The sequence below is a fragment of the Paenibacillus sp. JNUCC-31 genome (assembly GCF_014844075.1).
GTDB lineage: Bacteria > Bacillota > Bacilli > Paenibacillales > Paenibacillaceae > Paenibacillus.
Window position 1 is genome coordinate 3,737,616 of the sequence record NZ_CP062165.1, and the last position, 13,891, is coordinate 3,751,506.

General features: G+C 44.1%; 11 protein-coding genes. 4 read left to right on the plus strand and 7 right to left on the minus strand.

The genetic code is table 11. The annotated features are described in order from the left end of the window. Positions 1–4 precede the first annotated feature (4 nt). Both JNUCC31_RS16140 and JNUCC31_RS16145 read right to left on the minus strand, forming a co-directional pair. Entirely contained in the window at positions 5–805 is an 801-nt protein-coding gene (locus JNUCC31_RS16140) for a DUF4261 domain-containing protein (RefSeq protein WP_192272560.1), read from the minus strand. 119 nt (positions 806–924) lie between these two features. Then, positions 925–1,281 carry a DUF1304 domain-containing protein gene (locus JNUCC31_RS16145; RefSeq protein WP_192272562.1) on the minus strand — a complete coding sequence of 119 codons (357 nt, stop codon included), beginning with the start codon at positions 1,279–1,281 and terminating at the stop codon, positions 925–927. A 244-nt stretch (positions 1,282–1,525) separates the two neighbouring features. On the opposite strand from JNUCC31_RS16145, the gene JNUCC31_RS16150 reads away from it, so the two are divergent. Further along, the gene (locus JNUCC31_RS16150; protein WP_192272564.1) at positions 1,526–2,728 is read left to right on the plus strand and encodes an MFS transporter; all 1,203 of its coding nucleotides are present in this window, start codon (positions 1,526–1,528) and stop codon (positions 2,726–2,728) included. Between the two features lie 66 nt (positions 2,729–2,794). On the opposite strand, the gene JNUCC31_RS16155 is transcribed toward JNUCC31_RS16150, so the two are convergent. The 4 genes from JNUCC31_RS16155 to JNUCC31_RS16170 form a co-directional block, all read right to left on the minus strand. Beyond that, the gene (locus tag JNUCC31_RS16155) at positions 2,795–3,607 is read right to left on the minus strand and encodes a helix-turn-helix domain-containing protein (RefSeq protein WP_192272566.1); all 813 of its coding nucleotides are present in this window, start codon (positions 3,605–3,607) and stop codon (positions 2,795–2,797) included. Next, a complete protein-coding gene (locus JNUCC31_RS16160; RefSeq protein WP_192272567.1) occupies positions 3,604–4,149 on the minus strand; it encodes an AAA family ATPase in 546 nt (181 codons plus the stop codon). Before JNUCC31_RS16160 ends, JNUCC31_RS16155 begins: the two co-directional genes overlap by 4 nt. 20 nt (positions 4,150–4,169) lie before the next feature. After that, entirely contained in the window at positions 4,170–4,910 is a 741-nt protein-coding gene (locus tag JNUCC31_RS16165; RefSeq protein WP_192272569.1) for a WecB/TagA/CpsF family glycosyltransferase, read from the minus strand. A 361-nt stretch (positions 4,911–5,271) separates the two neighbouring features. Continuing rightward, on the minus strand, positions 5,272–9,078 hold the full coding sequence (locus tag JNUCC31_RS16170; protein ID WP_192272571.1) for a DUF4073 domain-containing protein: 3,807 nt from the start codon (positions 9,076–9,078) through the stop codon (positions 5,272–5,274). Between the two features lie 224 nt (positions 9,079–9,302). Between JNUCC31_RS16170 and JNUCC31_RS16175 the strand changes: the two genes are divergently transcribed. Both JNUCC31_RS16175 and JNUCC31_RS16180 read left to right on the plus strand, forming a co-directional pair. Next, the gene (locus JNUCC31_RS16175) at positions 9,303–9,752 is read left to right on the plus strand and encodes an SRPBCC family protein (RefSeq protein ID WP_192272573.1); all 450 of its coding nucleotides are present in this window, start codon (positions 9,303–9,305) and stop codon (positions 9,750–9,752) included. 168 nt (positions 9,753–9,920) lie between these two features. Beyond that, positions 9,921–11,447, plus strand: coding sequence for a methyl-accepting chemotaxis protein (locus JNUCC31_RS16180; protein ID WP_192272575.1), 1,527 nt, complete (start codon positions 9,921–9,923; stop codon positions 11,445–11,447). A gap of 86 nt (positions 11,448–11,533) precedes the next feature. Here the strand turns inward: JNUCC31_RS16180 and pyk are convergent, their stop codons facing one another. Beyond that, positions 11,534–12,949 (minus strand): pyruvate kinase, encoded by a 1,416-nt coding sequence (pyk, locus tag JNUCC31_RS16185; protein WP_192272577.1) that lies wholly within the window; start codon positions 12,947–12,949, stop codon positions 11,534–11,536. 112 nt (positions 12,950–13,061) lie between these two features. On the opposite strand from pyk, the gene JNUCC31_RS16190 reads away from it, so the two are divergent. Next, positions 13,062–13,841, plus strand: coding sequence for an AraC family transcriptional regulator (locus tag JNUCC31_RS16190; protein ID WP_192272579.1), 780 nt, complete (start codon positions 13,062–13,064; stop codon positions 13,839–13,841). Positions 13,842–13,891: the final 50 nt, after the last annotated feature.

Here is a 13,891-nt window from a genome sequence, read left to right on the forward strand (position 1 = left end):
CGGGCTAGAATCCAATCTTCAGGCTGCTGCCTTCCGTAGCTATCCCTTCCGAACGGGTGATAGGCAGCTTTTGTTCTGCTGAGAAGCCGATCGTCTCCCCGTCATGCAGTGTTACATCATTTTCAATCACATATGTCGTAGTCATGTACATCATCTCAAATACTTCACTTAACGGCTCTGCAGAATGATTGATTTCCATTTCATCTTTACCAAAATTCCGCAATCCGTAAGTATAGGCCGAAGCGCCCTCAGGACCCTGAAATAATCCGATAAAAATCCAGAGCGATACAGGTAACTCCTGATCCTTGAGTCCACGACTGATGTCTACATACTTTCTTGCTTCTACCACGAGTGGTGCCATATATATAGCCAGCGCATGATCAAGCTGCAACAAGGCGCTGGCTGTTTGGGTGAACAAAATATGTGCCCGGATGGCGTCGGTTGCGTTCAATACAGAGACAATAATCTGGGATTGATGCCTGGAGGTGACTTGCTCGGCATCCCGCCATAGCACATTCAATTTGGCATTCTCCTCTACTTCGCGATCAGGAACAGGTGCATTGATATGTGCACATACCACTTGCATTCCATCCACTTCGAAAAAAAGGTTGCCCTCCTCCGGACGTTCATCAATTTCAATATCCCACACGTTTTTCATATTGCTGATGAAGTGATCGAAATTACAATCGTCGCGCTCCAGCAGGACAAATCCGACGATGGTCTCGTTATAGGGAGCAATATTTACTGTTCCTCCTACAGGCGGTTGTTCCTTCTTGCGACGCCGAAGCTTGTCAAACAGTCCCATGAAACGTACTCCTTTCCAGACCAATCATAGTGATCAAGGCATAACCTACTGCCTTTATAACCTTACCATACCACACTGACGCATGTAATGACCCAGCATGGTATGGACCGGCAGAACGATCAGAGGAAAAGAACCAGAAGCAACGCAATAACCGCAGGCAGACCCTGTTTGATGAGGATCGAACGTGTAGCGGTTACACCTCCATAGAGAGCCGCGATGATGACGCATGCCAAGAAGAAAATTTGGATGTGCTGTCCAACAGAGGTATCCGGATAAATAAGCCCCCAGATTAAACCTGCGGCCAAAAATCCGTTGTACAGACCTTGGTTGGCTGCCAAAGATTTGGTTGACTGCGCAAATTCAGGAGTAAGGTTGAACGTTTTCATCGTGCGTGGGCGAGTCCACAGAAACATCTCCATCACCATGATGTAGATATGCTCGATGGCTACAAGAGCTACAAAAATGATACTGATCAAAAGAAACACCTTGCTTTCCTATATGTCATTTATTTACTGATCTCATTCAGTATATAGGTTTGCGAAGTGAACTGAAAGCGCAAAATTAATTTTGCGCAAATTAATTGTGTCAATTATAAAGAGCATGCAATCGCGAATTAATGTTATTGTTGATTAAATTCAAACATTATTATATATTGTCTATAAATAAACAAACATAAATGAGGTAATTATTTGTTTGAATGAATTAGAGGAGGAGTTTTAATTGTTTCGTAATCGTTATGTGCGGACGATTGTTGTTTCGCGTATTCTGTTGCAGCTGGGAATATGGATACGGAATTTTGCCATACTGTTGTTTGTTACAGATATGACGAGCAATGACCCGCAGGCAGTATCGTTGATTTCAGTAGTGGAGTATGCACCCATCTTTATATTTGGGATTGTCGGAGGAACCTTTGCGGATCGTTGGAGACCCAAACGGACGATGGTTTGGTGTGATGTGTTGTCTTCATTGTCAGCGGTAGTTGTGCTGATCACGTTAATCTATGGTCCGTGGTATTCCGTGTTGCTGGGGACGCTGGTGTCGGCTGTATTTTCCCAATTTTCTCAGCCCTCGGCGATGAAGCTGTTCAAGCAGCATGTACCGGGCGAGGAGCTACAGGGGGTTATGGCCATGTTCCAGACGATGGTTGCCGTATTTATGGTGATTGGACCGATGATTGGTACCATTATCTATCAGAATTATGGAATTGAGGTGTCGTTGGCTATCACGGCGGGGATGTTCCTGCTCTCCGGGTGGGTTCTTTCTAGTTTACCCAAGGATGGAGTTGAATCCGTATCAAGTCAGAGGACTTCTTTTCGCAGTGAACTGGCTGAAGGTTTCCGTTATGTATATGGCAATATCGCATTACGGACGTTGGTTATGACTTTCGCTGTAACGGGTCTAGCTTCGGGACTGATCCAGCCATTAATGCTATTTGTTGCTATAGATAATTTGGGGCAGGACAAAACTTTTCTGCAATGGTTGCTCATGGTTAATGGGGTGGCCATGCTGGTAGGGGGAGCGTTCATCATGAGTGCTGCCAAAAAAATTCAGCCACAGGTCTTGCTCGCCCTTGGACTGTTTGTCAGCGCGCTTGGGACGGTGGTCATGGGCTGGTCTGAGAATGTCGTGATTACCATGGTGACTCAACTGATTACTGGATTCTTCTATCCATGGATTCATGTGGGCATTCAGATGATGATTATGACCAATACGAAGGGTGCATTTATTGGACGTGTAGGAGGCGCCGTTACTCCGGTGTTTATGGGCATGACGGTAATTGCCATGTCTATTGCAGGCTACATGATGCATCACTTTTCATTGTTAACGGTATTTACAGTAAGTGGTGTACTCTTTTTGGCGGGAGCGTTAATTTTGGGGCCGTTGTTGCCGAAACGGAGAAAGGTGGGGAGTGTCACGGGATGATTCTTGCTTAATGTGAGAACTGTTCCATTCGTCGATGCAATCGAAGTTATTCGCCTGCCCTGAACATCAGGACAGGCTTTTTTTTACGTAATTTTCAGGTGTGCTGCCGATAATGGATTTGAAATCTTTGATAAAGTGTGACTGATCATGATATCCAAGATCCTGAGACAGCTTAACTAGATCACAGTTCATGCCCCGTTCCATTATCTCGGCAGCGTTTTGCAGCCTGTAGAGCTTGATCACCATTTTGGGGCTGATGCCTACATACTGATTGAACAGGCGCTGGAGCTTTCTGGTGTGAAGATTCCAAGAGGCAGACAAGTCATCCACCCGCAGCATTTCCCGTTGTTGCTCAATCTGCAGCACAATTTGGCTGACCAGAATGGCCTGCTCATCATAAGGGGGGAGGTGTTTGCATAGAAGCTGATCCATATAGCTGACTTTGTCCAAGTCACTTCCGTCTCCGAGCAGCCGTTCTTCGAGTAGTGGAGCATCCACATCAAGCACACCGGAGACATCCAAAGGATTGCCAGACAATGTGGTAACGGGAGTGCGAATGAACGGATAGAATCCCCCGGGCTTAAACTTCACCCCAAATACACTTCCTTTCCCCTGGACGAGATAGGAGAATTTCTGTCCAGATGGACCGAAGAAAAAGGTGTTTCCCCGCTCTACTACCAGATTGACACATGGATTTGGAACCACATGCTGAGGGTAGGGATCAGTCCCGTTGAGGTCCCAAGAGACAATCCAGAAATGTTTGACCAAAGGACTCAGTGCTTCGGAAGGTGCGTAGCGTGTCAGTCGATATCTTTTGTCGTCTTCATCCAGATTCAGAACTCCCATACGGGGCATCGTATTATAATCTGCGCGTTTCATGATGTCGATTCCTCCAGGTACCTCGTCAATTCTGCTTCGTCGCGAACCATACACAATTTATGTTGGTGAGGCCGCAAAAACGTCATGATCAGCGCTTTTTCCTTGCGATCATGCTGATAGCTCCATTTGTACATTCGCCCAAGCATGCTGAAAGTCTGTCTGTAATTCCCTTGCTCCAGCCCGAGCTTCTGTACGGTAAAACGTTTGAGAATGCGCACATTTCTTTTCCACACGGGTGTATTCAAATAGACGATAAGATCGGCCTGTTCGAAACTTCTTGCCACCCATTGATAGTGTACTCCTTCAATAATCCACTGATTGGATTGCACAGCTTTTTGCAGAAGGGTGTCCCGCATCTCCGGGCTATTACGAACATCCTGTCCTTGAGGTACACGGTGCCATACCATGTTGTCGAGCTCATAATAAGGAAGATCTAGCCTCGCGGATAAATGGCGGGCCAGTGTAGACTTGCCGCTGCCGACTGAGCCGATAATATGTATTTTGTTTGGCCTGAGTTTGGTCTTGGTTTCTTCTCTGATCATTCCATAACCAGTCCCCTTTGTTAATTACCTTGCTCCCTGAACAGCAGCGCCCGAACAGCGAAACGTGGTAAAATGAGTTGTCTGCGCCATCTGGAAGGTTGGCTGAGCAGTCGGTAGAGCCATTCCAAGTTAAGCTTCTGCCATATCGCAGGTGCTCGTTTGGTTTTGCCGGCCAGAATATCCAGGCTTCCCCCGACTCCGATAGCTATACGAGCATTGAATTGATGGCGGTATTTGTTGATCCAGTGTTCAGCGTTTGGCGCACCAAGGGCCACGATAAGAAAATCGGGTCGCGCTTCGTGAATCTCTTCTACAATTCTATGCTCCTCATCCATTGTGTAAAATCCATGTTGTCTGCCACAAACAACGACTCCCGGATAGTTTTGTGCAATAACCTCGACAGTACGCTTACTGACACTTTCTTCTGCCCCCAGCATATAAAAGGACCATTGCTTCCGGTTTCCTTCCTCCAACAAGCGAAAAAGGAGATCACAACCTGTTACCCGTTCGGTCAATTGTCCACCCCGCAAGCGGGATACCATAACAATGCCTGCGCCGTCAGCGGTAATAAGCCCTGCCTGATCCAGGACCGAACGAAGCGCCTGATCCTTCTGGCAGGACATGACGATTTCCGGATTGCCAGTGATGACATGGAACAGTTCGGATTGCCTCTGATGGACTACATCACCAAGGATCGCAACCGTCTGGTCCATCGTTATGTTGGGAAAAGGGATACCCATAATATCTGTTGTCTGGTTCATATCTCGGTTCCTTTCGAGCGCGATCTATTCGTTTCCTACCTGTGTCTATTTCCTGTTATTTCATTCCATTTGAGTATATCTGATCTCCTAGCATTGCACTATAAAAAATGGAATATTTTCGTTGTCTATACTTGCTAGAAACAAATAAATAGAAGAAGATTATCGGAATGAACACTAGAGCGTATCTGTTTTATTAACCTTTTCTTACATATATTATAACTACCCTGCCCGTTAGGACTCTCGGCATACGGTTATGCTTCCAGTTACACTGCAATGGGACATGAGGATCTCCCTTTAAAAAAAACAAAAGCCGCTAGAAATATAGCGGCTTAAAAGGAACAAAATCTTTACTCCTACATATTTAATCGAAGGTGATTGTTTCAACAGCTCCTGCAGGGAATGAACCATATGCAGCTTCCCGAACGTCTACGCTATCTCCAGGTTGAAATGTAACTACTTGTTGTGGAACGAATTTGATCCATTCTTCACCATTCTTCGAATACTCAATAGCTGACGTTGAAGCAGAAAGGGTATTCCCTCCTTTAAAAATGTTCACTTTAGATTTAAAAGTGAAACTTTTGGCTGGGGCTGCTGGGAGGTATTGTCCTCCTTTTTCACGAAGCAGAATGGTCAGATCCCCTGGAAACTGAGGAGGGTTGTTTTCATCATATGTTGTCCACGTCTCTCCATTATCTGACGAGTATTCCATGGCTGATGAAATGTAATTTGTATCAAAAGTATTACTTACATCATTTATGCCGGCATACATCACAACATTATCTACAAAAGAGACAGTCTTTGCTTTACCTGCTGGCACTTGATTTACTGGATCAGCCTGAACGCGTACCTGTACAAAAACGCGACCTGGGAAGATGGGAGGATTCTCTTCATCATATTTATGCCAGTTTGTTCCTCCATCCACAGAGAACTCCATAGTTGAATCTGCTCCAATTAATATATTTTTTGCGTCATCATTATCGATGGACGGTTGTTCAGGCGCAGCTGGTAATGTATCTTTTAATGTGATATAAATTGGGGCAGTTTCTGTACCATCTTGAAGTAAGGCACGGACTAACAGTTGGGTGGCCCCTTCAGGAATCGCTGTTCCTTCAGCAATCGTATATCGGTTGGATCCATCCTTATCCACTCGATTAATGGAAGCAATCTCTCTACCTTGACTTCCCCAGATAATTTCATAAGAACTCACTTTTTCCTCATTTACACCAGGTGTCCAAACTACGTCTCCTCCAATAAGTCCTACTCTGGTGTCAGTATCTAAAAAATTCAGTGTAGTTGGAGCAGAGGATGCAACTTCGTATGCTAGATCATAATAGCTGCGAATTTGAGCAATGCTAGTAAACTCCCCTTGTGGCAATTGTTCTCTGTATTCTAAAATGATTTGGCCAATCTCAATTCTAGAAGCTGCGTTCAAATTATTGAATGCAGTTACATCAATATTTAATGCTGCTGCATAACGCTTGATATATGACTCCATTAAGGAAGCACTTTGCGCACTATTCAGGGAACGAATAGCAGTGGCTTCATTGGTGCTTGGTGCAGGATATTGTTGATTAACGGCTTCTACAATTTCTTTAACATCGCTGTAGGTTGTGTACTTCCCGGCTTGTTCTGCGAGAGCCTTCTGATAATACTGAGCATTAAACTCAATCAGGCCTAATTCTTGTTTTAACGGAGAAGGGTATGCTTCAAGAAGGTGCATAACCTCTTCAGCCTGGGTTGGATCAACAATGCTTCCTATTTCGATAGCGAGCTGTTTGGTAATAAGATTCACGACTTCCGGACCCGTATAAGTCCCAAACCCACCAAACCCATGAGCAGTAGGTGTACCGTTAGAGCTTGTGAATTTAATAGACAGAGCATTTTTTACATAGGTCCAGTCTAATCTATAGGAAGTTCCATCTCCCAGTGTGACTGGATCAAAGTTTAAATTAAGGATAGGCATATCCGGAATAGTTAAATCCCACTCTATCGAATTAATTTCAATAAAACCATAACCATAGTTTCTGAGATGCCCGCCTTCTACAATAGCAGATGGATCGGTCACACTAGTAATGGGTGGTGTAAGCACACCAGTGAACTGAATCCTAATTTGTTCAAGGTTTTTCTTTTTAAATGGCAAGATATCCTCACTATTAGGCAAGTAATTGCTTACCGACATGATATAGCTAGGTTTAGTTTCTTCACCTGTATCGCTATTTTTGAAAACGGCCCAAATACCATATGCTTTTGATTGCTCTAAGCCTTCAATTTTAAAGGTTGTTAATTGATTAGCTGTTGCTTGTACAACGCCGGTTGCAAATGGTACATCTTCAGTAAGTGTTCCATTCTTTATTTGCTCTGCAGTAGGGCGTACATTATCATCTAACCGAACGGCCATATAATAGATCGTCCCCGTTTGGTTTACGGTGACTAGGCCATCAGCGGATGTTTCCATTCGGTTCTGATAACTAGTTCCTTCAATAAAAGGATATCCTGTTGAAGGTATTGGGTTTGTAGGCGTTGTTGGATGTGTTCCAGGGTTAGACGGACTTGTCCCCCCTGAACTGCCTCCATTTCCTCCACTATTAGAGGAACCTCCTCCCCCGGTGACCGGTGGTGTATAGCTTGGATTCGGTGTCCCGTTAATTGTTGCAATTTGTGATTTAACTTTATCGTAATTCAGAATCACTTGTTCTGGTGAGACACCTTCTGGAAGTACAATTTTTTGGACAATTACATTCGCTGGAAGAGATACTTTTGCTGAACGTTCGTTAACGTTGACCGTACCAATCACTTTGGCGTTTTGAACGTTGATCGCTCCGGAACCCTGGATGGTCATAGAATCAATATGACCTGTCCCGGATATTGTTATTTCTTTATCACCGGCGTTAACTTCAAGATTACGAATATGTGCATATAAAGAAGCGTTCTGTACTCCTGGACCTATACTCACAGTTTCATAGGTTATGGAGTTATCTCCCCATAACCCTGAGAGCTTGGATTCGATCTGTACTTCTTTAACTACTGTCTTGTTTATAGACTCAACACGGACGTCTTCTTTCGCAATTCTCATATTTTGAAGATTCGATTGGTCAAAGACAACGGTGTTATCGTCTCCACCATTTACATATGTAGTCCCTAATACAGATACTTGTTCCGCGTAAAAATCGTTATTCACTTCAGATGATATTTCCAAGTTCCCTTTTATAGAGATATTCTTAATTGTTATATAATCTGCAGCAACAGTCAGGTCTTTTTCAACAGAGATTTTACCCCCGTCGAGTACAAGGTTTCCTGAAAATTCAGGTTTTCCTGAGACTGCAGCCTTACCTGGAGTTACAAGCTTCAATTCAAGTACTTGTGTAATAACGCCATTTTTAGCTTTAAATTGAATGCCTGCGTTTTGTAGAACAGGTTCATTCTTGGATGTGAATAATGCCTTCAAATTATCTGCTACTTGATAGGTCTTATCTCCAATAATCACATTTTCATCATTAATTTTCTGTATGAACTGAAGATTACTCACACTGTTTTGTGAATCCAGTCGAATTAAAATAGCTGCTAATTCTTGACGAAGCACATACTGTTTAGGATAGAAGTTACCATTACTACCAGTCATTAAGCCGGAAAATACAACAGACTTAACTGATTGTTTAGCCCATGTAGAGATGTTTTTTTCGTCTTTTAGATTACTTAGCTGGCGCTCTTCTTCTTTAGAATCTATATCTTTATTTTGAGTAATACGGGTTAAAATAGTTGCTAATTCTTCCCTTGTCACAGAGTCCTTTGGACGGAAGTAACCATTGTTGTCTCCCAGCATCCATCCATGATTATGTACTGCATCAATAGCTTGTGCACTCCATGTTTCATTTGGAACATCAGAGAACGTTGTGGAGCTAATTTCCTCTACAGGTAGTTGCATTAATTTAGTGATGGCCATTGCAATTTCTTGTCGTGACACTTCCTGAAGTGGATAAAACATACCCTGCTGATCTCCGCTAAGCAATCCTTTTTCTTGTGCTTCTTGAATAAAGGATTGAGCCCATGAGGATGCCTTGCTCAGGTCTTTGAATGACGTGGTACTGGACTCTGCAAAAGCACTTGAACTGCTTAATGTGAGTGCAATCGTTGCAGCAGCAGCGATACCAAATTTTTTGGGATAAATCAATGAAAATCCTCCTTAAAAATAAGACTATTTACTCATTAATGGTTAAATAATACATCTAAAGTCCTGTTAATCATAATACGAAAAATAATTTCTCACAATATCATTTTGCTGAATGTTCCGGTTGTCGCGTTTTTACAATACGGGGTTTGGGGTATAACGATAGGATAGTGTTGCAAACAAGTGTCAGCTATACCTTCAATACAACACCTAAAGGGAGTGAGTTCATGGATTTAAAATACGAGTTTTATATTAATGCGGGACGAGAAGATGTGTGGAATGCCCTGATTTCTCCGGATGGAACCCGCAGCAGCTTTTTTGGCAGCGAACTTCGTTCCAATTTTCAACCGGGTCAGCCTTTCGCTTATGTAGGGCCTGGGAATGACGGTCCAGAGACGGTCCATGTATACGGTGATATCCTGGAATTTGAACCTTTATCTATGTTAAGTTACCTTGAACATCCTGGACCTTCCTATCATGCCAATCACAGCGAGCTTCAGTCTCGAGTAGTATTCAAGCTGGAAACAGTGGGGGACTGTACGAAGTTGACATTGATCAATGATCAATTTACGGACAACCATCCATCTATCGCGAACGCGCAGAACAGCTGGTGGATGATATTGAGCAGTATCAAGACTTGGGCGGAGACAGGAAAAACGCTGAATTTCGGCTGGTAAAGGTCCTGATTTTTGAATCAAGAGAAAATAAATATAACATCATAACCACATGAACAAGCGCTGATCCGGCGCTTATTTGTGTTCGTTTCATAAATAAATGAGAGTCCTCTACAATTAATGTCTGATTATGTCGAAATATATAGAAATGACTTTAGAGGAGAAATGGAGATGTTTCGTAAAAGCACCCCAAAGATGAAGCCAGCCCCTGCAGGCTCGCTTCAACAATTATTGGAATACAGTCGTAAACTGGTTGAAGACGCAGAGCAAGGGATATATACCACTCTGCTGGAATCGACCGATGATTTGCAGGAAGCTGGTGAAATTGCACATAACATTAATAAAGCCGTACATATTCTGAAGCAGCAAAATGAAGCAGCTGAAATGCGCCTCAATATGCTGAATCAGGCATTGAACTTCGGACTATGGGAATCCGAAATTGTTGCAGGAGATCCTCTGGATGGCAATAATATCATTGCTTTTTCCAAAGAATTTCGCCAGATGTTAGGCTTCAGTAATACGAAGGATTACCCCGATGTTTTTGCTAGCTGGGCCAAATCAATCTATCCTGACGACAGAACACAGCTGGTGCAGGAGATTACGAAAAACGTTAATGAATCTGAAAAGGCCGCATACAACGTAACAAGTCGAATGATAACGAAAAGTGGGGAAGTACGCTGGTTTCGTTGTCTTGGACAAGTTATCAGAAATGATAATGGGGTTCCGATTAAACTCTTGGGAATCATGTTTGATATCCATGACGAGAAGAGCAAATCCGATGAACTGGAAGCACTCGTTACCCGTTATGATCTGGTAAATCGTGCATTGGTGGAAGCACCGTGGGATATGACCGTTGTTGCCGGAGATGTGGTTAATCCGAATAATGAATTCTGGTGGTCTCCGCAGTTCCGCCGGGAACTTGGGTTTACAGATGAGAAGGACTTTCCAAATGTATTTAGCAGTTGGAGCAGCCGTCTTCACCCGGAGGACCATGACCGGACCATCAATGAATTTGCCAAACACATGAATGATTACAGTGGACGAACACCGTATGATCTGGATTACCGTCTTCAGCGTAAAAATGGGGAGTATCGCTGGTATCATGCAGGCGGTGAGACAGTTCGGGATAGTAACGGAGTACCACTCCGAGTAGCGGGAACCATTCGTGATGTGACACATGAGAAGAATAAGGAACAGATCGTTGAAGCGATGAATCAAAAAACGAAACTTTTATCCGAATCCATCGGTGAGATGGTGCGTGGAATCAACTCGATTACGGATCAGGCCCAGGAACTGGTTACTGCGCAAGAGTTATCGGCGGATGCAGCCATCCAGGTGAAGAGCAGTGCGGATGATACCAAAAATATTACAGCGTTTATTCGGGAAATTGCCAGCCAAACCAATCTGCTTGGTCTAAATGCAGCGATCGAAGCAGCCAGAGCAGGCGAACTTGGCCTTGGTTTTGGTGTTGTTGCCGGAGAGGTGCGGAAGTTGGCTGACCATAGCTCGCAGGCTACCGTCAATATCGAAGATAGCATGCAGGCTATGAAGACGTTCATTGATCAGATTCTGGATCATATTGGAAACATGTCTACACTGACGCAGAGTCAGGCTGCCCTAACACAGCAGGTAAACGCCTCGATGGATGAGATCAATATGATGGCACAGGATCTGGTGAACTATTCACGGAATATGTAATACGTAAAAAATCCACCGAGACGTATTTCTGCTCTCGGTGGATTTTTGTATGTTCAACTATATAACCGAACTTCCATAAGTTGAATTTATACTTGTTGAACTTTGATCAAGTTGGTGTTACCGGATTGACCAATCGGTACGCCAGCGGACAAGACGATGATGTCCCCTTTTTCGATATAACCGGTTTTGATGGCATTGCGTGTAGCAGATTCGAACATTTCATCGGTCGTTGTTACCTTGTCGCCCATGACTGGAATGACACCGGAAAGCAGGCAGATTTTCGCAAGTACTTCTTCATGCTGTGTAACCGCGATGATCGGTGCTTTCGGACGATACTTGGAGATCATACGCGCCGTAAATCCACTCTCGGTAGAAGTGATTATCGCTTTGGCATTCAGGACGAGGGAAGAACTAACTGCTCCTTGACTGATAACTTCGGTGATGTCAGCTACTTGTTGAGCGGACTTTTGTCCGAATTGTTCTTTGTAATCAATCATCGTTTCAGCACGGCGAGCAACAGCAGCCATCGTGCGCACGGATTGTACCGGATATTTACCTGCTGCCGATTCACCAGACAACATCACAACGTCTGCACCTTGAAGAACAGCGTTAGCAACGTCACTAACTTCGGAACGGGTTGGACGCGGATTCACTTGCATGGATTCCAGCATGTGCGTTGCAACGATAACCGGTTTACCTGCACGGTTACATTTATCGATCATTTCTTTTTGCATCATCGGTACGTCTTCAATCGGTACTTCAACCCCGAGGTCTCCACGAGCTACCATGATCCCGTCAGATGCTTCAATGATATCGTCCAGGTTGGTCATGCCTTCCTGGTTTTCGATTTTGGAGATGATTTGTACATGTTCTACGCCGCGTTCTTTCAGGATACTACGAATTTCACGAATATCGTCGCCTTTACGAACAAAGGAAGCAGCGATAATTTCGACATCGTTTTCGATGCCGAATCCGATGTGCATCACGTCACGTTCCGTTACACCAGGCAATGTCGTCTTAATTCCTGGCAAGTTAACCCCTTTACGTGGTTTCAGAATGCCGCCGCTGATGATTTTACAGTGAATATCTGATCCTTTAACAGACAGTACAGTCAGATCCACCAGGCCATCATCGATGAGGATGCGATCTCCAGGTTTCACAACGAGGTTTAATTCCGGATAGTTTACCGAGATACGCTCAGCGTCACCGAGAATTTCTTCAGTAGTCAGAATCAGCTCTTTACCCGCTTGCAGATGGCAGGACGCTTCTTTCAGTTTACCGATACGAACTTCCGGTCCCTTGATATCCATCATGATCGGTACGTATGTGTTCAATTCGGAAGCCGCTTTGCGGATATTGTTAATCCGTGCCACGTGATCTTCCAGCTCACCGTGAGCCATGTTCAGACGGGCAACCGTCATCCCTTCCTGAATCATTACTTTCAACAAGTCGATTGAGTCACAAGCAGGTCCCATAGTACAAATAATTTTTGTTTTCAACATGCTATTTTCCTCCTCATATGTTTGCTTATATGTGTATTGTAGCGTTTTCTGTCGAATCAGGGTATGAACTATAGTACAATGGTTAGAGTATAGTCCAATAATGAGGTGTATTATGGTCACTCCATTAGAAGTGCGGCACATTAACGGTGTCGGTTGGTACGAAAAAGCAGTACAGTCACAGGCAACATGGCGGCTGAGCTTGGTTACTTATGGAAAATGTGTATATTGGGTGAACGGAGAGAAGCAGATCATGGAGAAGGGCGAGCTGCTGCTCATCCCTGCTGGCATTCCGTATTACGGCAAGAGTATTCCCACTGTAACCCATACTCAAATTGTTGTTCAATTACAGGGGGATCATGCACAAGGTTTGCCCGCGCTGGAACGCAAGGAGGTCTTGCGACATAAGCCCGCATGTTATGAACTGATTCATGAACGCATGAAAGCCATCCAACAGCAATGGCAGGAACGTCCGTCTTATTATGTCATGATGAGCCAAGCCTTATTGATGGAAGTGCTTATTTATATAAACAGGGAACTGGACCGGGGGGTTATTCCACCAGAGAGACATGTGCATGCCGAACGGATGAAGCGATACATTGAGCGGCATTACCGGGAGCGAGTTACGAAAGAAGAGCTTGGGGACGAGATCGGTAAAACACCTAATTACGCTGCTGCATTATTTAAAAGCATGACGAATCAGACGATCAGCCAATATGTTCATGATCAACGGATGAAAAGAGCGGTATATTTGCTTACTGAGTCACAGCTCTCCATCCAGGAAATTGCGGAATTTCTCGGTTACCGTGATCTGTCTTACTTTTACCGGATATTCAAGCGCTTAATGGGGAGACCCCCATCTGATTTGCTTCATGAACGTCCACCCATCGTGTGAAAGCAGGTTCGTCGTGGTCTCCTTGAAAAGTTCTTACATTTAAACATCAA

Coding starts and splice junctions, on each gene's coding strand:
- JNUCC31_RS16155 (WP_192272566.1), bottom strand. CDS start 3,607: ATGAAACGCGCAGATTATAATACGATGCCCCGTATGGGAGTTCTGAAT.
- JNUCC31_RS16140 (WP_192272560.1), bottom strand. CDS start 805: ATGGGACTGTTTGACAAGCTTCGGCGTCGCAAGAAGGAACAACCGCCT.
- JNUCC31_RS16160 (WP_192272567.1), bottom strand. CDS start 4,149: ATGATCAGAGAAGAAACCAAGACCAAACTCAGGCCAAACAAAATACAT.
- JNUCC31_RS16180 (WP_192272575.1), top strand. CDS start 9,921: ATGTTTCGTAAAAGCACCCCAAAGATGAAGCCAGCCCCTGCAGGCTCG.
- JNUCC31_RS16175 (WP_192272573.1), top strand. CDS start 9,303: ATGGATTTAAAATACGAGTTTTATATTAATGCGGGACGAGAAGATGTG.
- JNUCC31_RS16190 (WP_192272579.1), top strand. CDS start 13,062: ATGGTCACTCCATTAGAAGTGCGGCACATTAACGGTGTCGGTTGGTAC.
- pyk (WP_192272577.1), bottom strand. CDS start 12,949: ATGTTGAAAACAAAAATTATTTGTACTATGGGACCTGCTTGTGACTCA.
- JNUCC31_RS16165 (WP_192272569.1), bottom strand. CDS start 4,910: ATGAACCAGACAACAGATATTATGGGTATCCCTTTTCCCAACATAACG.